The 20,066-nt window shown below is 70.4% G+C and carries 24 protein-coding genes and 1 pseudogene; 8 read left to right on the top strand and 17 right to left on the bottom strand.

The features are described from left to right. Positions 1-3 precede the first annotated feature (3 nt). Both FKD65_RS15075 and FKD65_RS15070 read right to left on the bottom strand, forming a co-directional pair. Complete coding sequence (locus FKD65_RS15075) at positions 4-759, bottom strand: muconolactone Delta-isomerase family protein (RefSeq protein ID WP_141578096.1); 756 nt, start codon at positions 757-759, stop codon at positions 4-6. 42 nt (positions 760-801) lie between these two features. Then, positions 802-2,532 (bottom strand): MOSC and FAD-binding oxidoreductase domain-containing protein, encoded by a 1,731-nt coding sequence (locus FKD65_RS15070; RefSeq protein WP_205718671.1) that lies wholly within the window; start codon positions 2,530-2,532, stop codon positions 802-804. A 344-nt stretch (positions 2,533-2,876) separates the two neighbouring features. On the opposite strand from FKD65_RS15070, the gene FKD65_RS15065 reads away from it, so the two are divergent. Both FKD65_RS15065 and FKD65_RS15060 read left to right on the top strand, forming a co-directional pair. Beyond that, entirely contained in the window at positions 2,877-3,215 is a 339-nt protein-coding gene (locus tag FKD65_RS15065; protein WP_141578095.1) for a helix-turn-helix transcriptional regulator, read from the top strand. A gap of 18 nt (positions 3,216-3,233) precedes the next feature. Continuing rightward, positions 3,234-4,067, top strand: a complete 834-nt coding sequence (locus tag FKD65_RS15060) for an ImmA/IrrE family metallo-endopeptidase (RefSeq protein ID WP_141578094.1) — start codon at positions 3,234-3,236, stop codon at positions 4,065-4,067. A 2-nt stretch (positions 4,068-4,069) separates the two neighbouring features. On the opposite strand, the gene FKD65_RS15055 is transcribed toward FKD65_RS15060, so the two are convergent. From FKD65_RS15055 to FKD65_RS15020, 7 genes are all read right to left on the bottom strand, one after another. Then, positions 4,070-4,249 (bottom strand): DUF397 domain-containing protein, encoded by a 180-nt coding sequence (locus FKD65_RS15055; protein WP_141578093.1) that lies wholly within the window; start codon positions 4,247-4,249, stop codon positions 4,070-4,072. A gap of 343 nt (positions 4,250-4,592) precedes the next feature. Then, entirely contained in the window at positions 4,593-5,279 is a 687-nt protein-coding gene (locus FKD65_RS15045) for an aldo/keto reductase (protein WP_302931600.1), read from the bottom strand. Continuing rightward, positions 5,266-5,841, bottom strand: coding sequence for a 3'-5' exonuclease (locus FKD65_RS15040; RefSeq protein WP_141578092.1), 576 nt, complete (start codon positions 5,839-5,841; stop codon positions 5,266-5,268). Before FKD65_RS15040 ends, FKD65_RS15045 begins: the two co-directional genes overlap by 14 nt. Beyond that, entirely contained in the window at positions 5,834-6,991 is a 1,158-nt protein-coding gene (locus FKD65_RS15035) for a radical SAM protein (protein ID WP_141578091.1), read from the bottom strand. Before FKD65_RS15035 ends, FKD65_RS15040 begins: the two co-directional genes overlap by 8 nt. Positions 6,992-7,124: 133 nt before the next feature. After that, positions 7,125-8,042, bottom strand: coding sequence for a helix-turn-helix transcriptional regulator (locus FKD65_RS15030; protein ID WP_205718670.1), 918 nt, complete (start codon positions 8,040-8,042; stop codon positions 7,125-7,127). Next, positions 7,966-8,502, bottom strand: a complete 537-nt coding sequence (locus tag FKD65_RS15025; RefSeq protein WP_240810157.1) for a DUF6879 family protein — start codon at positions 8,500-8,502, stop codon at positions 7,966-7,968. Before FKD65_RS15025 ends, FKD65_RS15030 begins: the two co-directional genes overlap by 77 nt. A gap of 5 nt (positions 8,503-8,507) precedes the next feature. Then, positions 8,508-8,744, bottom strand: coding sequence for a hypothetical protein (locus tag FKD65_RS15020; protein WP_141578089.1), 237 nt, complete (start codon positions 8,742-8,744; stop codon positions 8,508-8,510). 261 nt (positions 8,745-9,005) lie between these two features. Between FKD65_RS15020 and FKD65_RS44210 the strand changes: the two genes are divergently transcribed. Then, a complete protein-coding gene (locus FKD65_RS44210) occupies positions 9,006-9,182 on the top strand; it encodes a hypothetical protein (RefSeq protein ID WP_168221047.1) in 177 nt (58 codons plus the stop codon). A 2-nt stretch (positions 9,183-9,184) separates the two neighbouring features. Here FKD65_RS44210 and FKD65_RS15015 read toward each other — a convergent pair whose 3' ends face one another. The 3 genes and pseudogenes from FKD65_RS15015 to FKD65_RS15005 form a co-directional block, all read right to left on the bottom strand. Beyond that, the gene (locus tag FKD65_RS15015; RefSeq protein ID WP_141578088.1) at positions 9,185-9,364 is read right to left on the bottom strand and encodes a DUF397 domain-containing protein; all 180 of its coding nucleotides are present in this window, start codon (positions 9,362-9,364) and stop codon (positions 9,185-9,187) included. Positions 9,365-9,494: 130 nt separating this feature from the next. Then, the gene (locus tag FKD65_RS15010) at positions 9,495-9,665 is read right to left on the bottom strand and encodes a DUF397 domain-containing protein (RefSeq protein ID WP_302931615.1); all 171 of its coding nucleotides are present in this window, start codon (positions 9,663-9,665) and stop codon (positions 9,495-9,497) included. Continuing rightward, positions 9,662-10,446, bottom strand: a pseudogene (locus tag FKD65_RS15005) (helix-turn-helix domain-containing protein). Before FKD65_RS15005 ends, FKD65_RS15010 begins: the two are co-directional and overlap by 4 nt. Before the next feature lie 137 nt (positions 10,447-10,583). Between FKD65_RS15005 and FKD65_RS15000 the strand changes: the two are divergent. Further along, positions 10,584-10,964, top strand: coding sequence for an ATP-binding protein (locus tag FKD65_RS15000; protein ID WP_141578085.1), 381 nt, complete (start codon positions 10,584-10,586; stop codon positions 10,962-10,964). 366 nt (positions 10,965-11,330) lie between these two features. Here the strand turns inward: FKD65_RS15000 and FKD65_RS14995 are convergent, their stop codons facing one another. Further along, the gene (locus FKD65_RS14995; protein ID WP_141578084.1) at positions 11,331-12,098 is read right to left on the bottom strand and encodes a hypothetical protein; all 768 of its coding nucleotides are present in this window, start codon (positions 12,096-12,098) and stop codon (positions 11,331-11,333) included. Positions 12,099-12,118: 20 nt separating this feature from the next. Then, positions 12,119-12,706 (bottom strand): hypothetical protein, encoded by a 588-nt coding sequence (locus tag FKD65_RS14990; RefSeq protein ID WP_141578083.1) that lies wholly within the window; start codon positions 12,704-12,706, stop codon positions 12,119-12,121. 203 nt (positions 12,707-12,909) lie between these two features. On the opposite strand from FKD65_RS14990, the gene FKD65_RS14985 reads away from it, so the two are divergent. Beyond that, on the top strand, positions 12,910-13,866 hold the full coding sequence (locus FKD65_RS14985) for a zinc-binding dehydrogenase (RefSeq protein WP_141578082.1): 957 nt from the start codon (positions 12,910-12,912) through the stop codon (positions 13,864-13,866). On the opposite strand, the gene FKD65_RS14980 is transcribed toward FKD65_RS14985, so the two are convergent. Further along, entirely contained in the window at positions 13,850-15,022 is a 1,173-nt protein-coding gene (locus tag FKD65_RS14980) for a S9 family peptidase (protein WP_141578081.1), read from the bottom strand. The two genes, FKD65_RS14985 and FKD65_RS14980, sit on opposite strands and share 17 nt — an antisense overlap. Positions 15,023-15,146: 124 nt before the next feature. On the opposite strand from FKD65_RS14980, the gene FKD65_RS14975 reads away from it, so the two are divergent. Further along, entirely contained in the window at positions 15,147-17,126 is a 1,980-nt protein-coding gene (locus tag FKD65_RS14975; RefSeq protein ID WP_240810156.1) for a TNT domain-containing protein, read from the top strand. A gap of 24 nt (positions 17,127-17,150) precedes the next feature. Here the strand turns inward: FKD65_RS14975 and FKD65_RS14970 are convergent, their stop codons facing one another. Next, complete coding sequence (locus tag FKD65_RS14970) at positions 17,151-17,831, bottom strand: hypothetical protein (protein ID WP_141578080.1); 681 nt, start codon at positions 17,829-17,831, stop codon at positions 17,151-17,153. Positions 17,832-17,852: 21 nt separating this feature from the next. Beyond that, on the bottom strand, positions 17,853-18,659 hold the full coding sequence (locus FKD65_RS14965) for a class I SAM-dependent methyltransferase (RefSeq protein WP_240810155.1): 807 nt from the start codon (positions 18,657-18,659) through the stop codon (positions 17,853-17,855). Between the two features lie 45 nt (positions 18,660-18,704). Here FKD65_RS14965 and FKD65_RS14960 point away from each other — a divergent pair, with 45 nt between their 5' ends. After that, positions 18,705-19,040, top strand: a complete 336-nt coding sequence (locus FKD65_RS14960; protein ID WP_141578078.1) for a hypothetical protein — start codon at positions 18,705-18,707, stop codon at positions 19,038-19,040. A 97-nt stretch (positions 19,041-19,137) separates the two neighbouring features. After that, a complete protein-coding gene (locus tag FKD65_RS14955) occupies positions 19,138-20,010 on the top strand; it encodes a crotonase/enoyl-CoA hydratase family protein (protein WP_141578077.1) in 873 nt (290 codons plus the stop codon). Positions 20,011-20,066 lie beyond the last annotated feature (56 nt).

Raw genomic sequence — 20,066 nt, 5'->3', positions numbered from 1 at the left:
CGGTCAGCCGGCGAGGTAGGTCTCGTAGACGACCTCCTTTGGGCGGCGCCCGCCGACGGTGACGAAGACGCCCTTGTTCAGCCAGTCGAGGCCCGGGGCGGCGGTCTCGATCTCGGTGGCCGCCCGGAAGACGTACTCGCCGGGGTCGACGTCCTCGCCGCGGCCGAGCCGGGCGAGCACCTCCGCGCTGCCGTGACGCACCGAACGCGACCGGACGTAGAGCAGGTCGCCGCCGTCGGTTCGCAGGGTGTAGCGGATGTCGCCCAGCGCGGTGCCGTCCTCCAGCCCGACCTGCCAGTCGGCGCTCGCCCCCGGCACCAGAACCCCCCGGATGTCCGGCCCGGCGAAGGTGCCGCCGGTCAGGGCGACGATGCGCCGATGCCCCGCGGCGACCTCGCCGAGGTCCAGCGGCTCGCCGAGAGCGGCCTCCAGCCGGTACACCAGCGTCAACCGGGGCTCGGGGAGGCGCCCGGTGGCGGCGCGGGCGGGGTCGTTGGGGTGGGGACTGAGCGGCGTGACCGTGATGCGCATCCAGTCGTAGAGCGGTAGGCCCTGGAGCATGGCGTCGAGTTGGGCCCGGTCGTCGGCGCGGTAGAGCCCGAGGATGGGGGAATCGCCGGGCACGGCCCATATGCGGGCGATGTGGCCCTGTGTCGCAAGGTCGGCAGCCGCGGCCGCCTCCGCGTCCCGGCGCCGCTCGATCTCGGCGTCGAGGGTCCCGGCGGGGACGTCGACCTGGAACCGGACGAGGTACTCCATGACGTTCTCCTCCTCTCGGGAGGCCGGCCCGGTCTCGCCTCCTCACAGATCCAGGACGGTCTCCTGTGTCGGGCGGGCGCAGCAGATCAGGACGTTGCCGTCCGCGGGAGGAGCGACGGGCTCCGGGGCGTAGTCCACCTCGCCCGACAGCATGGCCGTCTCGCAGGTGTGGCAGACGCCGGTGCGGCAGGACCAGCGGACGGGGACGTCGCATGACTCGGCGAACTCCAGCAGGCTGGACCCGTGCTCGTCCCAGGGGGCCCGGATGCCGCTGCGGGCGAACGACACCTCCGGCCCGGCACCCGGAGGGCCCGCCGGCGGATGCGGCGGCCGGGCGGTCGAGGCGGTGACGCCCGGTGTGACGGAGGGTCCGGCGCCGAAGGTCTCGGTGTGGATGCGGTCGGCGGCCAGTCCCCGCTCGCCGAGCGCCCGGGTCTGCGCGGCCATGAACGAAGGCGGGCCGCAGACGTAGGCGTCGGAGTCGGCGGGCACCCCGGCGCTTTCCAGCAGGAGCGCGTCCAGGTGCCCCGGGTCGGTGTAGTCGGCGCCGAGGCGGTCCTGCGGGCGCGGACGGCTGTAGCACACCCGCAGGTCGGCGTGGGGGAGCCCGTCCAGCAGAGTGCGGACCTCGGCGGCGAAGGCGTGCTCGGAGCCGTCCCGGGCGCCGTGCAGCCACCACACCCGTCGTGTGGTCCCCGACTCGGCCAGGGCCTGGAGCATCGCGAGAACGGGGGTGGCGCCCACACCAGCCGATACGAGCGCCACGGGTCCGTCGCCGGGAGGGAGCACGAACGTGCCCCGGGGCGCGGCCACTTGGAGGGTGTCTCCGACCCGCAGGTACCGGTGCAGCCGCGTACTGGCGGCACCGTGCGGCTCGGCCTTGACGCTGATCCTGTACCGCCGGTCCCCGGGCCTGCCGGACAACGAGTAGCTGCGGACCAGCGCGGGCCCGTGGTCGTCGGCGTCCAGCCTGACGGTCACGAACTGGCCGGGCAGGGCGGGCGGCAGCGCGTCACCCCGTTCGGCTGCCAGCCACACGGACACGATGCTGCGGCTCTCCCGCTCGATGCGCGCCACCCGCAGGGGCCGGAATCCCGTCCAGGCGGGCGGCGGCGCCGTGGCTTCGGCGGTCAGTCCGGCATTGCCGCCCGGCCCGCCGTCGCCCTGCCGCAGCAGGGCCCGGAACGACTCCTGCCAGCCGGGACTGAGCGCCTGGACGCGCAACGCGCTCTCCAGACGGTCGCGGGGATGCTCGGACAGGTACAGCAGCCCGTCGACCTCGGCGACGCTCATCGCCCCCGGCCCGTCGGCGACCTTGACGATCTCCTGCCCCGCCTCCACCGTGCCCTCGGTGATCACTCGCATGTAGAAGCCGGGACGGCGGTGGGCCACCAGCAGCGCCGCCATCCGCGGCTCGCCCAGGCGCATGCCGACCCGGTAGCAGGTCACCCGGGGCTGGGTGACCTCGAAGACGGCCTCGCCGATCCGGTAGCGGTCCCCGATGCACACCCGGTCGTCGGGCAGGCCCTCGACGGTGAAGTTCTCTCCGAAGTGCCCGTGCACGAGATCATCGCGTCCGAGCACCCGCTCCCAGTACCGGTAGGAATCCGTCTGGTAGACCATCACGGCGCGCTGCTCGCCGCCGTGCCCCGCCAGGTCTCCCTGCCCGTCACCGTCCAGGTTCAGGCGCCGCGCCATGACCGGCCCGCGCACCGGCTCCTTCCAGATCCCGGTACGCACCGTCCGCCCCTCCCAGGAGACGTCCCTGGGCATACCAACATTGACCGCCACCAACCGCGCCAACCACACCACCTCACACGATGCCGCCCCCACCATCACCCACAAGAGCAGCCCCAAACTCCCATTGTCGGGAGGTTTATGACTATTTAAGTGGATTTGCACGCCGCCAATTGCGCCGCGAAAAAATCGGCCAGCCCCTCGCGGTGGACTTGCTGCGGCCACGGTGCGGAGGGCGTCCAGACTGACGGTCTCCAGCGTCCGGGTCCCCGAAGCTCCTCTAGACCGGGGTGCCTGAGGCCGGCGTTTCCCCGGTTGACCGGCCGGCCGACCACGCCTAGACTGAATCACATAGCGACATAGTGATTCAGGGGTGGGTCATGGCAACGGCGAATGTCGGTGCGCTCATCGAGCGTGCACGGGTGGCGGCCGGGCTGAGCCAGCGGGGGCTCGCGGACGCGACCGGCATCTCCCAACCCACTCTGTCGCGGATCATCTCCGGGAATCGGGCGGCGAAGATGCCGGAGATCGTGCTGATCGCTCAGGCGACCGGGCACACCATCCCGCAGTTGACCGGCACCGGGACAGTGGCGGACCGCGTGCAGTGCGCGGCGCGGGCGACGAACGGCTGCGGCATGGAGGGGATGCGCGATGCGCTGCTCGGTTTCCTGGAACTGAACGACTACCTGGAAGACCAGGCCGTCCCCGCGACGGTCTGAGACGGAGGCCGGAGCACGGTGAACGCGGAAGCCGAGGGCCTCGACGCCGCGCGGCGGTTCCGTCGCGAGCACCACCTCGGGGTGCAGCCGCTCGGAGACCTGGTGACGGTCATCGAGCAGACGACGGGGATCGACGTCGCGGTGCTGGACGTGGGACCCGACGAGCACGGCCTGGCGATGCGGGACCCAGACCGGCAAGTCGTGTTCATCGGGGTCGCATGCACCGAGCATCCGATGCGCCAGCGCAGCACCCTCGCCCACGAACTCGCGCACGTCGTCTTCGAAGACTGGGGCGACACCGAGGCGGGCGGCTGGAGCGAACCGTCTCCGAGGGAGGACAGGTGTCGAGCCTTCGCCCGGCACCTCCTCCTGCCCATCGAGGGTCTGCGCGAGTTCCTGGCCGATCGGCGGGACGTGCCCCTGGCATCGTTGTCGGCGGTGGTGCAGCGGTTTCTGGTGTCCCCGGCGATCGCCGCGATCGCTCTTGAGGAGGCCGGATACATCGACCGCGCCAGCAGCGAGCAATGGCGGAAGGTCTACACCCCCCAGTTGGCGGCCCGCTTCGGGTGGACCGACCAGTACCGCGCGCTAGCGGCCGAATCGGGAAAGCGGCGGGCACCGCAGCGACTGCTCGCCCGCGCGATCAACGGTTACGCGCTCGGAGTGCTGTCAGCACAGGCCATAGCCACCCTGCGCGGCGTCACCCTGGAAGAAGCCGAGGCCGACCTGCGCGAGGCGGGCGTCAAGCCCCTCGACCCCACCGTCACCTGGACCGACGCCTCTGATCTTCCCGACGTGGACGTGGACCTGTCCGCCCTGGACGACGACGCGCCGCACGACGCCAAGCAATGAGGTCATTGCTGCTTGAGATCCGCGAGCAGTGCGCGGAACGCGGCGGGGACGAGAAGGAGTTTCGGCCCGTCCGGATCTTGGGAGTCCCGGACGCCGATGCCTTCGTGGAGTTTCGCCAGTTCAACGCACTCATGGGCCTGGTCGTTGCTTCTTTGCGCTTTTCGCCAGGTCACGCTGTCCATCGGTCCATAGCCTCCCGTATGAAGTCGCGGCTGTCGCTAACGCTCAGTGACGTGGACCTCTTCGCCAGCGGCCACCAGGAGTTGCGCAAGGATGCTGGACGATCGTGGACCTCCCCGCGCCGCTCGGCCCATCCACGCTGACGAACACCTCCCCTGCTGGTGGTCAGAGAGGGGTCTGAGGCTCATCCTCGCCCCCTTCCGGCTTCTGGCCGGTGGCCGCCAGTTCGATAGCGGTCATGGCTTCGCTGGCAAGGCTGATCTGGTGGGCTGCCAGGTTCTCGTGGAGACGTGCGCTACTACTGGTTCCGGGGATCGGCGCTACCACGGGCGACCGGTGCAACAGTCACGCCAGCGCGACCTGGGCCGGTGTCGCGCCGTACTCGGCAGCCAGCTCCCGAAGCACACCGTGGGGTTCTGCGAGCCGACCCGTTGCCAGCGGGGCGTACGACACAAAGGGGATGCCGGTCACCTCGCAATGCCGGAGAACGTCTTCTGATGTCCGGTTGGCGACGTTGTACTTGTTCTGCACGGCCGCGACGTCAACCAGCTCGCCACCCGTGCGGAGCTGTTCCAAGGTCACCTTGGAAAGCCCGATACTGCTGATCTTCCCTGTGTCCTGCATGTCCCGCAGTAAGCCGAGCTGGTCTTCCAACGGAACGGCGGGGTCGATGCGGTGCAGGTAGTAGAGGCCGATCCGCTCGACCTGTAGTCGCCGGAGACTCATCTCGACGCACTGGCGCAGGTACTCCGGCCGCCCACACGGTGCCCACTGGTTGGGACCTTGCCGAGTCAGTCCGCCCTTGGTGGCGATGACCAAGCCCTCGGGGTAGGGATGCAACGCCTTGCGGATGTACTTCTCGGCGGTGAACGGGCCATAGGCGTCGGCGGTGTCGATGTGCGTTACGCCCGCGTCGACCGCATCGCGGAGCACCTGCATGGCCTGTTCAGGGTCGTCCGGTGCGGCCCAGTGGCCAGGGCCGGTGAGCTGCATCGAGCCGAAGCCAATGCGCCTGCTGCTAGAAGAGAGCATCTTCGTCGACCTCCTTGGGGGGTCGGCCACGCAGGTCTTCCAGGCTGGCGGCCTTGGTGGCGAGCAGCACGAACAGGCGCGCGGTGACCAGGGCGTCGTACGTCGCCCGGTGCGGGGTGAGGACTTCCGGCAGGCCCTCGGCCAGGCTGTACGCCTCGACCAGCCTCCCGAGCCGGTAGCTGTCCAGCCCCGGCACCAACCGCCGCGCCAGCTTCAGCGTGTCGAAGACCTCGGGCGACTCCCAGCCGGGGAACTTACGGCTCAGTACGCCGAGGTCGACGTGGGCGTTGTGCGCCACGAGAGCGTCTGCGTCCAGGGCGGCGAGCACGTTGCCGGAGATGGCCGCGAACGACGGGCAGTCGGCCACGTCCTTGTTGGTCAGGCCATGGATGCGGGTGGCGAAGTGCTTGATCGGGGCGTCGGGCTTGACCAGCCAGCTCAGCGGTTCCCCGATGACCCCACCGACGATCGGCACGGCGGCCAGCTCCACCAGGTCGGGCGGCTGCTGGCCGTTGCCCTCGACGTCCACGATCACGAAGTTGAGGCTCGTCCATTCAGTCATCTTGCTTCTCGCCCTTCCAGCCGATGTCGGCACGACCGTGCCGACGCTCACGGTGCGGGTGGCGCACGTCGTGAACCTGGAAGCCGAGAGCGTGTTGCAGGTAGTAGCGCGGCTGTTCGGTCTCCAGGCCGGACACCACAGCCGCCCGCTCGGTGATGTCCACGACCACCAGACCACGAGCCTCGGGCAGGCACTCCGCGACCTCCCGCAACCGCTCGGGTGACGGCTGCGTGTGCGCGTTCCGGCAGAGTTCGAGCTGACTCAGCGGGCAGATGTCGCACAGCTCGGGAATGCCGATGTGGCCGTTGTAGTCCGGCAGGCCGTGTGCGTGGGCGACCGCGCAGCTCGTCTTGCGGAACAGCGGCGTCGCCGCGTCGAAGGTGGCGAGTACCCGTTGCTCCAGCGTCTCGGGCACGATTTTCCGCCGCGCGGTGTCCTCGTACGGCTCCGGCAGACCGTTGGCCTTGTAGTACTCCGCGATCTCGTCGCGGTAGAACAGCCCCGTGAACACCGTGGCGTCGGCGTGCTGGGCGAGTTGATAGGCGGCGTCCAGGTGTTCTGGCTTGTCGTTGAGACCCGGCACCAGCGGACGCCAGTAGAGGACTGTGCGGTACCGGCGCCGCGCCGGCCTGCTCATGAGCTTCAAGGACTCGGCCGCCACCGAAGACGGGTAGGGCTCGATCTCCTTGTTGTCGATGCCGCTGTACGTGAAGAGCAGCGTGAGCTTGATGTGTCGGAGCTGGTTCAGCCGCTCGATGTCCTCGGGCTTCATCCGGTGGCGCGTGATGACGAGGACGTGGTTGGTCAACCTCCGCTCGTCCAGGTCTTCCAGCACGGCCAGCGTGTGCGGACGGACGACCGGGAGGAACGGGTCGGTGGCCCGGTTGAACACCTGCACCGGGGTCACGTGCGGCTGGAAGTACCGATGAGTCACCAGCTCCTCAACGGCCTGGGCGTCGGACATGAGCGCCCGCGGTACGCGCTGGTCCCACAGGCCGTAGGTGTGCCGGATGCAGTACGCGCAGTCCAGCGGGCACCCCTGGATGTGGTTCAGGCTGAGGCCGCTCTTGCGATACTCCACGACTTCGCGGGCACGGTCGGGAAGTTTGTCGATCTGATCCCTGCTCAGCAGGGCAACGCGGGTCGCCACTGGCTACTCCCAAGTCCCTTGAGGACGGACGCTGTGCGGCGTCCCTACCGGGAGAGTAGGAAGGAAAAGCCGTGGTGAATAGAAAAATTCTTGGCATTTCTCGAAACATTCGGACGAGTGAGTGCCTGGGAAATCACTCGCCATCTTCCGAGGGTTCCGGGGCAAGATCGTCAATGACCCGGTTGATGATCGCCCGCGCACTCCGGCCGTAACTGGCGACTCCGGCCAGGCTCTCGAAGATGCCGCCGTAGAGTGCGGTCTCCTGCGGCTGTGCAAGGTTCAGTTCGGCCGAGAAGGTCTCGACCATCACGCGGTCGTTGTCCAGCAGCCAGAAGCCGTGGGCAGGCGCGACCACGTAGGCCGTCTCGAACCCGATGATGCCGAGCTTCACGTTGGGCAGGGCCGAAAGGGACACGAGGCGATCAAGTTGCCCGAGCATGATCTCTGGCGGGCAGAGTCGGTAACGGAGCGCCGCCTCGGTCAGCACGAAGTGAAACCGCTTGTCTCCCCGGTACAGGATGTCTTGGCGCTGAACCCGCGCGGCGACCGCTTCGTCAATGTCGTTGCGCACCTTGAAGACCGTGATGCTCTGGGCGAAGCGGTAGCGGGCGTACCCGGCAGTCTGGAGCAGGCCGGGGATGAACGTGGACTCGAAGGCCCGGAACAGCCGCGTCTTGGCGTTGATGTCCGCAACCACTTGCTGATGCGGCTTGAGCCCGACGCGGAGTTGTCGTTGCCACTCGGCGTGCTGGACTTCGAGGGTGTGCAGGGAAGCGAGCAGGGCCTCCGTCTTGTCCTCACTGCCCGTTGCCCGCGTCCAGTCGCGGATATCGTCGTCTGTCGGCGTCTGCTTGCCGTTCTCCAGTTTGCTGACCTTGGAGGGCGGCCACGACAACGACTCCGCGAGCGCGCGCCCGCTCAGTCCCGCAGCGGTGCGCAGCTCGCGGAGTCGCTTGCCGAGTGCATCACGAGCTTCATGAACGCTGGTGATGCCGGTCGTTCGCTTCGGTGGCAAAGTCGTCCCGTCGTATGGCGTGGTGCCAAGCCGCATCTCGCCAGTAGCTGTGCTTCACGATCTCGGTGGGGTCCCCGATCAGTTCGCCGCCCAGGAAGTTCTCATCGTCATCGAAGTGCATCCGCACCAGCTTGGACGAGTCGAACAACCAGTAGTCGTAGTCCGGCAGGCCGGAGGCGTCTTCACGCCTCAAGTACCTGATGTCCTCGCCGGCCTGGTTGGTGTGCTCCGAGCAGAAGATGCCGAAGCGGCTGTAGTCGGTGAGAGGAGTGCTCACGACTCGGACACGTGAGAACCGCCGGCCCGCTGCGGTCGCCTCCCGGATCATGCTCAACCAGTTCTGGAACCAGCCCATGTCCACCGGCTCGCCGGCGGTGAACTGGTCGAGCGCCCTGGCCTCGTTGGCGGACTTGTAGAGGTCGCGCGTCTCCAGCCGGAAAGCGGTGTGCTCGAAGCTGCGAAACAGTCGGCCGAACTCGGGACCGGGTTCGATCATACGGCTCAGCGCAGACCCTCCTGCTCCAGGTAGCGGAGCGCGTACATCTTGAGTACGTCCTCCGGGATCTCGATCAGGGTCTCGTGGTCGGGCACGTCCCCGACGTCCGCAAGTGCCTGGGCGTCGGTGACCTTCCAGCCCTGGGCGATGTACGTCACCCGGTCGGTGCGGTCAGTGGCGAACAGGGTGGGCGACTGCCCCTCCTGGGACTCGGGGTCCTTGCCGAGGAACTGTGCACGCATCGTTGCCTCCGTTGCGAGAAACTTCGCGAACCGTTCTCGACCATCGTGGCCCACGAGTGGTCGCCCGTCAACGGCGCACCGAGCGGCCCTCGTCGACTTCGAGCCCATACCGGACGACAAGTGTGTCGAACCGTGATCACCCAGACAGGCCACCTTGAAATCGCCGTGGTCGGAGGCGGTGGGAAAGCCGTGTGGACGCTGCTGCCTGAAAGCACGTCAGAACGAGGCCGACGCACTGGGTTCCTTGCGCGAGCGTTACCCGTGCCTGGAAGATCTCGCTCGACCGAGGCCCTGGAAGAAGCCGAGGCCGACCTGAGGGAGGCGGGGGTCAAGCCCCTCGACCCCACCGTCACCTGGACCGACGCCTCTGATCTTCCCGACGTGGACGTGGACCTGTCCGCCCTGGACGACGACGCCCCGCACGACGCCAAGCAATGAGGTCATGGCTGCTTGAGATCCGCGAGCAGTGCGCGGAACGCGGCGAGGGCGAGCAACAGCTTCGGCCCGTCCGGATCCTTGGAGTCCCGGATGCCCACGTCCTCGCCGAGCTGTGCCAGTTCCACGCAGTTGCCGCCGAGGTTGTCGCTTCGCCGCGCCTTACGCCAGGTCACGGTGCTCACAGGGCCATCGCCTTCCTGTGAATCGCGAGAGTCCGTTTGGTCTGGGTCTCACTGACGGCCGGGGACTGGGAGGTTAAGTTCTCCGGTAGCCGAGGGGCCGGGGGTGACGACGCCGCTTCCACCGGTGAAGCTACTGCTGTTTGAGGTCTGTGAGCAGTGCTCGGAATGCGGCGGGGGCGACGAGGAGTTTCGGGCCGTTCGGATCTTTGGAGTCTCGTACACCTACGCACTCCGAAAGGGCTGCCAACTCCACACAGGCCCCCTCTTGATCGTTGCTCCGTCGCGCCTTGCGCCAGGTCACATCGTCCACCGGTCGATCGCCTTTCGGATGAATTTACTAGTATCGCCAGCACTCATGGCACGCGCCTGCAACTCCGCGAACGCGCCGATGACGTGCAAGATATCCCGTGGTTCGTCGGATGTGATCCCTCCGGGCGAGGTCTCCAGGTAGACGAGTTCTTCGCGAGTGGGTTGCGTGGCGATGTTAAACGATCCGGAGATGCCGCGGTAGTAAGCGATATCGGGGCGATCTGGAGGGTGATGCTGTCCTGTTGCGACACCCTCAGCAAGTGCTCACACTGCCCGCGCATCACCTCAGGGCCGCCGACATCGCGCATGAGCACGCTCTCGTCCATGACGACTATAAGCCTGGGCGGGGTATCACGGGAGAGGATCTGCTGCCTAAGGAGACGTCGCTCGACGGCGGCCTCGCTCGGGAGGAGTGCCTGAGCGTACTCCTTTGTCTGAAAAAGCCCAGGCACGAACGTTGCCTCGTAGGCGCGGAGGAGGTCGGCTGTTGCTTCGGCTTCCGAGTAGTCGGCGAAGAACTTCGGGTAGCTCGCCGCGCGCAGATGCTTTGTCCAGGCGGTCGTCAGTTGGTCGCCTGTGCCTAACGCCTGGTCGAGACGCTGGGCGAAGTCTTTGCGACAGCGGGTGTTGCCGCTCTCGACCTGCGAGACGTACGAGGGCGTTACCGATATGCGGTTGGCGAGTTCTGTCCGGGTGATGCCGACGTCTTCGCGTAGGCGTCTGACTTCCGCGCCGAAAGCCTTCAGAGCGGGGGACGGCTTGCGGTTGGCCATGACGGGCGCTCCAGTGACTCTGAACTGGCATTAAGTGATTTTGAGTCCTCGGTGTGCGTCCGAGGACTTGCATAGTCACGTTACTTCTTGGAGTGGATTCTGTGCGGGGAGTTACCGGAAGTCGGAGGTGATCGTTCATGGAGTGCCCCGCGGAGATCGTGGTGGCGGTTCGGGCCGAGTCGGTCAAGACGGCTCGGGACTGGGTCGAGGACGTCCTGGAGAGATGGGGCCAGGACGCCTACGTGGCGAAGATCGTGGTGTCGGAACTGGTGACGAACGTCCTGCGGCACACCCGCAGCGCGACGGCGACCGTGCGGGTCGTCCAGGCGGACAAGGGAACCGTCGTGGAGGTCTTCGACTTTTCCGACGTCCTGCCGGTGGCGGGTCCGGCGAACCTGCTGAGCGAGGACGGGCGCGGCCTGGCGATGCTGGGCGCCCTGGTCAAGGAATGGGGCACGCAGCCGCTCGGAGGCGGCGGGAAGGCCGTGTGGGCGCTACTGCCTGAAAGCACATCATGAGCGAGGCGGACGCACTGGTCTCCCTCCGCGAGCGTTACCCGTCCTGGGAAATTTCGCTGAACCGAGGCCAGTGGCAAGCCAATGGGCGCCTCCTCATCCGCTCGTCTTCCCTATGCCTCCTGCAGGCGGCGATGGACGGCGAGCCTCCCTTCACATCCCGCCTGGCGGAGCAGCGAGTGCGGGTGCGGGCGAACGGAGCGGCAACCGTCCCCAAGACGCCGTGCGGAGCGTCCGGGCGGGGCGCGGCCGCTGGCTGTGTGGCGCTCGGCGATTGGTGCGCGCAGTCCAGGCAGGAATGGCAGCAGTAAGGCCGAGGGCGCCCTTCCTAATCGGCGGGCGGCGCGACGCCGTCCCTGGCCGCTCTTTCTAGTTGCCGGTGTTGGTTTGGATTTCGCTGACGACCAGGGGGGTGGGCTGGGAGGTCATGGTCTGGTCGTCGAGGGTGCCGCCGGGGGAGTCGCACTCGGCGCCCTCGCACGTCCAGGTGATCTTCCAGGTGATCGTGGCGGTGATCTTCCAGGAGCCGCCCGGCTGGCCCGTCGAGGAGCGCTTGTAGGTGTAGTTGCAGGTCTTCCCGTTTCGGGTGCCCGCGTCCTTGCACACGAGCTGGCCCTCGCCGAGGTTCCAGGTGACGGACGACGGGGTCGCCGTCGCCTGGACGGTCTGGGCGCCCACCGTGATCGGCTGGGTCTGGACGACGGTGAAGCCGTCCACCCACAGGGACGTCCGCAGCCGCACGAAGGTCTTGTTCTTCGGAGCCGTGTGGACGGTCGGCACGGGGAGCTGGGCCGAGTCCCTGGCCTGCTGCACCAGGGTCCAGGTGTCGGGGGGCGCGGGCGCGGGGGGCGCCGCGGCGGCGGGGCCGTCGACGCCGTCGACGGCCTGGTTGTCGGTCAGGCCCTCGGGCGCGGGCGGGGCCACCGGGCCGCTGGTGCCGCCCGAGCCTCCGCCGGTCCCGCCTCCGCCTCCACCGCCGCCTCCCCCGGTGACGCCGGACAGGTTGCAGTCGAGGCCCTTGTGCGCGCCGCCGCATCCGTCGGCGAGGGCCGCGGCCGGGAACGCGAGGGTGGCCAGGAGGGCCGTCGCCGCGGTGACGCCGGACGCCGCGCGGCGCCGGGTGGGGGTGTGAGACATCGCGTGTCCTCGGGGGGATGTCAGCATGTGCCGTCCCGGACGGAGGCGGCGACCTTCCAGGTGCCGCCGTCGTACTGGACGGTGTAGCGGTACACGTAGGCACCGCCCTTCCCTCCGCCGGTCCGCTTGCCGGTCTCGGCGGAGAAGCGGTAGCCGGCGAGGGTCTTGACGCAGTCGATCAGGTAGATCTTCGTGCTGTCCTTGGAGCGGGCGTAGACCCGGGGGTTCACGGTCTTCGTGAAGCGCCAGATCTGGCCCTTGGCCTTGGTGGCCTCGATGTCGTCGGTGACCTCGGTGAGCAGGGGGTCCATGGCGACGTCGGTGAGGCCGGCGGGGTCGTTCGTCTCGTAGGCCTTCTTGTAGGCGGCCTGGTAGGCGCGGTAGCGGTCGAGCACCGTCCTGAAGAGCTGCTCGGTCGGGATCGCGGTGGGCGCGTTCGCCGCGGGAGCGGGGCCGCCGGTGTCGAACCGGCCGTTGGGAGACAGCTCGCCGCCGGTGGGCGACCCGGACGACCCGCAGCCCGCGGCCGCGCACACGGCGAGGACGGCCGGCAGCCAGGCGGCGCGGCGGGGCCCCAGCGGGGAGGAACGTACCAACCGGGTGCGCATCGCCAATCCCTGAGCGGCAGCAAACGACGGGCCGAATACGCGCGAAAGCTTACAGAGGTGCGTGGGGCGAGAAAAGAGATTCGTTGCGCCCGCTTGACCTCGACCTTGCTTGAGGTGCCAGGCTCCAGGCGGAGGCGTTGAAAGGGCGCGCCGAAACGCGCTGATAGGACGCGTTGGAACGGCGCTGATAGGAGGAGTCGGATATGCGTGCGGTGTGGTTGAGGGAGTTCGGCGGGCCCGAGGTGCTGGTCCCGGGTGACGCGCCCGATCCGGTGCCGGGCGAGGGCCAGGCCCTGGTGGAGGTCGAGTTCGCCAACATCACGTTCGTGGAGACGCAGATGCGGTCGGGCTCCGGCCCGATGCCGGTGCGGTGGGAGCCGCCGGTCATACCGGGCAACGGGGTCGGCGGCGTGGTCACGGCGGTCGGCCGCGGCGTCGACGCGGCTCTTGTCGGACGGCGGGTCGTCAGCGGCACCGGCGGCACCGGCGGCTATGCCGAGAGGGCCGCCGTGGACGCCGAGGGCCTGTTCGAGGTGCCGGACGGCCTGGCGCTCGACGACGCGGTGGCCCTGCTCGCCGACGGCCGGACGGCGACGATGATGACCCGTGCGGCCCGTCCCCGCGAGGGCGAGCGCGTGCTGGTGGAGGCGGCGGCCGGCGGGGTCGGGACGCTGCTCGTCCAGCTCGTGAAGGCGCAGGGGGCCACGGTCGTCGCCGCCGCGAAGGGCGGTCGCAAGACCGAGCTGGCGGTCCGGCTGGGCGCGGACGAGGCCGTCGACTACGGCGAGCCGGGCTGGGCGGAGAAGGCCGGGCCGGTGGACGTCGTCTTCGACGGGGTCGGCGGCGACGTGGCGCGCGAGGCGTTCGGCCTGCTCGGGAAGGGCGGGCGGATGGTCAGCTTCGGCCTCGCCAGCGGGAGGTGGGCGAGCATCCCCGAGGAGGAGGCGCAGGAGCGCGGCGTGGCGCTCGTCCGGCCCGGGGCCTCGCCCGAGGAACTGCGGGAGTTCACGCTGAGCGCGCTGCGCGAGGCGGCGGCCGGACGGCTCAAGCCGGTGATCGGGCAGCGCTTCCCGCTCGACGGGGCGGCGGAGGCGCACGCGGCGATCGAGTCGCGCGGCACCCTCGGCAAGACCTTGCTGGAGGTCAGCCGACCCGCTTGAGGAACGCGACGAGCGAGCGCTCGTAGGCGGCCGGGTCGACGTTCCAGGACTCGGTGTGGTCGCCGGGCGTCGGTATGTGGGTGACCGTGCCGGGCGGCGCCTTCCGGGCGAACGCGAAGGCCGGGGCGTTGGCGACGGTGGCGTCGTCCTCGGTGGTGAACATGAGGACCGGCGTCCGCAGGTGGGGCGCGTACCGGCGCATGTCGAAGTCGGTCAGGTCGATGCCGATCCGCCACTGCAGGACGCGTTTGGCGATGTCGGTGATGAAGCCGGGCAGGTGGCGGGCGTCGGCCTGCTTGTCCAGGGTGGCGTTCCAGTCCAGGACGGGGGAGTCGAGCACGACCCCGCGGACGAGCGACGGGTCACGCTGCAACGTCGTCATGGCCATCGCGCCGCCCATCGACCATCCGTACAGGACGACGCCGGTCGCACCGTGGGCGCGTGCGTAGCCCATGGCGGAGACGACGTCATGCCACTCCTTGTCGCCCAGATGGTTGTGGCGGTCCTCGGAGGGTGGCGCGCCCAAGTCGTTGCGGTAGGCGATGGACAGCATCGGCATGCCCAGCGCGTGGACGGTGCGCATGACGCGGAGCGTCTCGGCCTTGTCGGCGTTGCGCCCGTGAACGCCGATCACCCAGGTCCCCTTGTAGGACTTCCCTGGGACGAGCCATGCCGGCATGGGTCCGACCTCGGACGGATACGTGACGTCCTGGAAGGGCAGCCCGAGCGCGGTCTTCGGGTCGCCGTCGTACATCCAGTGGTCGATCATCGCGGGGGCGTCCTTCACGAGGGCGCCCTCCACGACCGACGACACCTTCCGGACGACGTGCTCGTCGTTCCCGCCGACGACCGGCCCGAGCAGGGCCCGCCCGCCCCGCCAGACGAGGGCCCAGGCGCCGGGGCGCTCGGTCCCCGGCTCGCGGGGGAGCGTGACGGTGCCGTTCCCCGCGTCCTCGATGGTCAGCGGGTACTCGGCGGAGTGGTCGACCTCGATGGCGACGCCGGCGAAGTACCAGCCGATCGCGCCGACGAGCGCGCACAGCAGCGCTGTGATCGTGACGACCGCCGACATCAGCGGGCGGGTAAGGCGGCGGCGCCGCCGGGGCGGCGGGCCGGGGGACGCCGGGACGGAAGACGCGGGTGCAGCGGTGGACACGACATACGAAAGTAGCCTCCCCCGAGAGTCGCGAATGCCCGGGTTAGAGCGCAATACATTGATTAGTGCGGTTAACCTGCCGATCAGGTGCCATAGGGGGAGCCATCGGGACGGAGGGACGCGGGTGACGGGCCAGGACGACCGCGTCGCGGAGGCCGGGAGCCGGGGCGCGGACGCGGGGAGCCGGGCCGCGGAGATCGAGGGCCGGGTCGCGGACTTCGCGCGGCGGCTGGCCCCGCCCGGCTGGCGGCGGCTCGACCTGCGCTGCGCCGCGACGGTCGCGGTGAGCGACGTCGCGCTGACGGTGCTGGCGGGCGACGGCGGGACCGTGACGGCCGAAGACGTCCCGGAGGAGCTGACCGGCCTGCTGATGGACCTGCGCCGCGCGCACTACCTGGCCGAGCGGGGGACCTGGTTCTCGATGACCATGATCATCGAGAAGGGCGCGGTGGCCGCGCTCCACAACCATGACTTCGACCCGCTGTGGGACCCGCCGATCCCGGTGGACTCCTGGCGGCGCGACCAGACCGTGATGCCACGCGACGGCGCCCATGTGCCGGCCTGGCTGCGCGACCGCCTGGAGGGCCGCGAGCCCGCCGAGCGGCCCCCTTCCGATCCGGGGCCGATGAACCCGGTCGAGCAGATGGAGCTGCTGTCGAACCGGTTCGCGATCCTGGTCGGCGACCGCGCGCCGGCGCTGTGGGAGCGGGTCTCCGGGCACTACCAGGCGGTCGGCGGCCACGCCGAGATGCCCGCGACGACCGTCCACCGCGGCGACGGCACCCGGACCTCCTGGACGGCGCCCGCCGACGCGGCGGCGCTCCTCGACCGGCTCCGCGCCGGGACGCACGCGTTCCAGGGCTCCACCTGGTCCCGGATCGACTTCGAGGTCCTGTACGAGGACGGGGCCGTGCGCTGCCGCGCGAGCTTCACCCATGACGACGAGCCGCGCTGGGAACGGGAGCCGTCCGCCGACGACGTCCGGCGCGAGCTGGAACGGTTCCCGCGCGAGGACGTCCCGGACTGGATGGCGCGGCGGCTCGGGCCGCGCCCCCGGCCGGTGACCGTGGCCGACACGCCGCCGCCCCTGCCGCGGTCCGGGCTGCGCAGGGCGAGGATCTTCGACCACGCGGGCCCGGACGGGAGCCGCCCCGCCGTGTCGCGCCCGCCGGTCCCGCCGGAGGAGGCCGCCCGCGTCGCCGAGTACCTGCGGCGGGCCCCGGCCGTCATGGCGGCGCGCTCCAACGCCCCCGACCGGCTCGACCCGTCGCGCGGCGCGGCGGTGCCGCTGACCTTCCACACCGACGGGACGTGGGTGTGGTCGGGTGCGGTGGCCTACTACCTGAGCGAGCACGACGTCCCGCCGGAGCCCGATCTCGTCGCGCACATCAGGGCCAACGGCTTCCGCGTGCCCGCGGTGGACGACGACACCATGGACGCCGCGAACGCCTCCGTCACCGGACGCGCCGCGCCCGAACGCCCCCGGCGCGAGGCCGAGCCCGGCTGGGAGGGCAGGCTCCAGCACCGCCTCGACCAGCTCCGGGTCGACCGCGCCGCCTACCGGATCGACGCGGGCCGGATCGACGCGGGCCGCCTCGAAGACGTGGCCGAGGGCGTCTGGTGCCTGGCGTCCGAGCCGGGGCGCTGGTCGGTGTTCCAGGCGGGGGACGGCGAGCGCCGGAATGAGGCCGTCTTCGACGACGCCGAGCAGGCGTCGGCGCACCTTCTCGGACGGCTCCTGCTCGACCCGCGCCACACCGTCGAGGACGGGCCGTTCGAGCCGCTCAAGGGCGAGCCGCCGCTGTCGCTCCTGCGCGACCGGCACGTCATGGAACTGGCCGCCGGGACCGAGGTGGACCGCTACGGCGGCCCGGACGGCAACGTGGCGTACGCGGCCCGCACGCCGTATCCGCAGCGGTCCCTGCCACCCGAGTGGCGCGACCGCCCGTATCACCTCTACCGGTTGCGGCGCCCCCTGGAGGCCCTTACCGGAACGGCGATCCCGTGGTTCGGCCAGCCGGGCGGCGGGACGGCGCACGTGTTCCGGCGCCCGGTCGCCGACCTCCTCGCCGACGGCAGCATGGTCGAGGTCCCGAACGGCTGACGGGACCGGCCGTCGCGGGGCGGGTCAGGCCTGGCCGATGGCGGAGACCAGGCCGAGCGCCAGCACCAGGTCGAGGTGGATGAACGTCTCCAGCTTCGCGCCCGGCGGGACGTCCCGGTCGGCGGCGAGCCGGTCCAGGACGGCGAGCGCGGTGGGGCCGTCGAGGTCGTCGGCCAGCGCCGCCAGGGCCTCGTCCGCGTACTCGCGGATCATCGGACGCCCCGGGGACGTCGCCCACTCGGCGACCTTGCCGCGCCACGCGTCCAGCCTCGCGGCGGACGCCGCCAGTCGCTCCTCCGACAGCTCCAAAGGCTCCCTGTAGGGGACTTCCAGCATCGCCAGCCGCGCGGTCAACGGGTCCGGGGCGGCGCCCGACTCCTGCGGCACGACCAGGTGCAACGCATCCATGCCGGATGTGTCGGTCGTTCCGGTCACGTACACGTCGGCGTCCGGGAGCACGTCCTCCAGCACCTCGAACGGCTGGACGTTGTAGTCGTCCAGTCCGGCGGGAGCCGCACTCGCCGTGCTCACGACCCGGACCCGGCGCCTGGCCCGCTCGGCGACCCGGCGCAGCAGGTCGGCGACGACGGCGCGGCGGTACCCGCCCTCCGGCGCGTCGGAGGAGCCCACGACCTGGACGCGCAACCCGCGCCCGGCGGGCAGCGCCTCGGTCCGTCCCGTCCGGTGGTCGTGAAGGCGCAGCATGCCTCCCACCCTAGGCGGGGCTTACAGGGGGTGGTCGGCGGCCAGCGGTCCGAAGGGCGCCGGGGCGGCGCCGTCCGAGCGGCGGACGGCCGCGAACCGCAGCCGCACGTAGTCGGCGACCCATCCCGACTCGCGGCGCAGCGCGGGCGCGGCGAGGTCGTTCACCCGCTCAAGGAGCGGGTCCACCAGCTCCGGCGGGACGTCGGCCAGCGCGCGGGAGGCGTAGGCGCGGACCCAGTCGGCGGCGCCGTTCGGCCCCTCGGTCATCCGGGTGGGGCGGTCGGCGTGCTCCAGCAGCCGCAGCGTGAACCCGGCCTCCTCCAGCTTGGTCGCGTACTCGGCGGGCGACGGGAAGTACCAGGGCAGCTCGGGCTCGCCGAGGCCGAACACGCGCCACGCCGTCTGCATCGCGACGATCAGCTCCGCGCAGTTCCCCGCGCCGCCGAGCTCGCCGACGAACCGGCCGCCGGGGCGCAGCGCCGCGTGGACGCGCCCGATCACCGCGTCGGGGTCGCGGGTCATCCAGTGCAGGGCCGCGTTCGAGGCGACCGCGTCGAAGGACTCGCCCACGGTGAAGTCGTGGGCGTCGCCGACGATGAACGACAGCCCCGCGTGCATGGCGGTCGCCTGCGCGACCATCTCCGGGCTGCCGTCGATGCCCAGCACCTCGGCGCCCCGTTCGGCGATCTCCGCGCTGAACGAGCCGGTGCCGCACCCGAGATCGATGATCCTCTCGCCGGGCTGCGGATCGAGCAGGTCGACCAGGGGCGCACCGTGCGCGGACACGTACCCGAAGGCGGAGTCGTACGTCGTCACGGCCCAGTTCACTGTCATAATTTATCGGACATCGGCCAATGGTGAGGTGGGGTTGCCGTGGCGGACGTCACGTCCGAGATCCGCGTCGTCGGTGCTGAGGGCCCGGAAGGCCTCTCCCTGCGGACCTCCGGCCTGTCCGCCAGGGGCCTTCCGGAGTTGCGCGCCGACGGCCTCCCGCCCTATCTGGGGCAGGGCTGGGCGCGGGTCCTGGCCGCACTCGCGCAGCGGCTCGCCGCCACCGGCCAGGTCCCGGACGAGCTCGCGCCCGGCGTCGGGATCCGCCTGGCGCCGGCGGAGGACGGTGCGCTGACGATCGCCCCGCCCCCGGGGCGCGACCTCGGCGAATGGCGCCGGGACGTCCTGCTCCGCCTGTTCCCCGAGGCCCGCACCTGACGGCCGGAGCCTGAAAGGCCGGACCTGGCGGCCCGGACCGGAGAGGCCGGTTCCTAGAATCGGATTCTGACAACCGGGCTGGAGAAGGGTGCGCGAGGTGCCGTACGCAGAGATCGAGTACGAGGTCCGGGACGGGATCGCCACCGTCACGCTGAACCGGCCGCAGAAGATGAACGCCTACACGTTCGTCATGCGCAACGAGATGCTCGACGCCTTCGACCGGATCGACGCCGACGACGACGTGCGCGCGGTCGTGGTGACCGGCGCGGGGCGCGCGTTCTGCGCGGGCGCCGACCTGAGCGGCGGCGGCGACACCTTCGACAAGGACAAGTCCAAGGACATGTTCGCCGGGGAGGACGACGTCCTGGAGGACGGCACCCCGCGCGACGGCGGCGGGACGGTCGCGCTCCGCACCGCGCGCTGCCTCAAGCCCGTCATCGGCGCCTTCAACGGCGCGGCGGTCGGCGTCGGCGTGACCATGACCCTCCCGATGGACGTCCGGCTCGCGAGCGAGAAGGCCAGGTTCGGGTTCGTGTTCGCGCGCCGCGGGATCGTCACCGAGGCCGCCTCCAGCTGGTTCCTGCCGCGCCTGGTCGGCATCGCGCAGGCCATGGAGTGGGCCGCGACCGGCCGCGTCTTCGACGCGCAGGAGGCGCTCGCGGGCCGTCTCGTCTCCCGCGTCCACGCGCCGGACGAGCTCCTCCCGGCCGCCTACGCGCTAGCGCGGGAGATCGCCGACAACACCTCGGCCGTCTCGGTCGCGGCGATCCGCCGCCTCATGTGGTCGGGCCTGTCCGCCCCGTCCCCGTGGGACGCGCACATCGCCGACTCCCGTCTCATGGCCTCCCTCGGCGGCGCGGCCGACGCACTGGAGGGCGTCTCGTCCTTCCTGGAGAAGCGCGACGCCGCCTTCCCGCTGCGCGTCAGCACGGACCTCCCGCCCGAGGTCCCCGACTGGCCCGTCCGCTGACCCGGCCGGTCCGGGGACGGGCCCGGCGTTACGGCGACCCCGGGTGAAGATCCGGT

The organism is Actinomadura sp. WMMA1423 (assembly GCF_006547145.1).
Lineage (GTDB): Bacteria > Actinomycetota > Actinomycetes > Streptosporangiales > Streptosporangiaceae > Spirillospora.
Note: the sequence above shows the minus strand (reverse complement) of the source record. Positions and strands in the feature narration are given on the sequence as shown.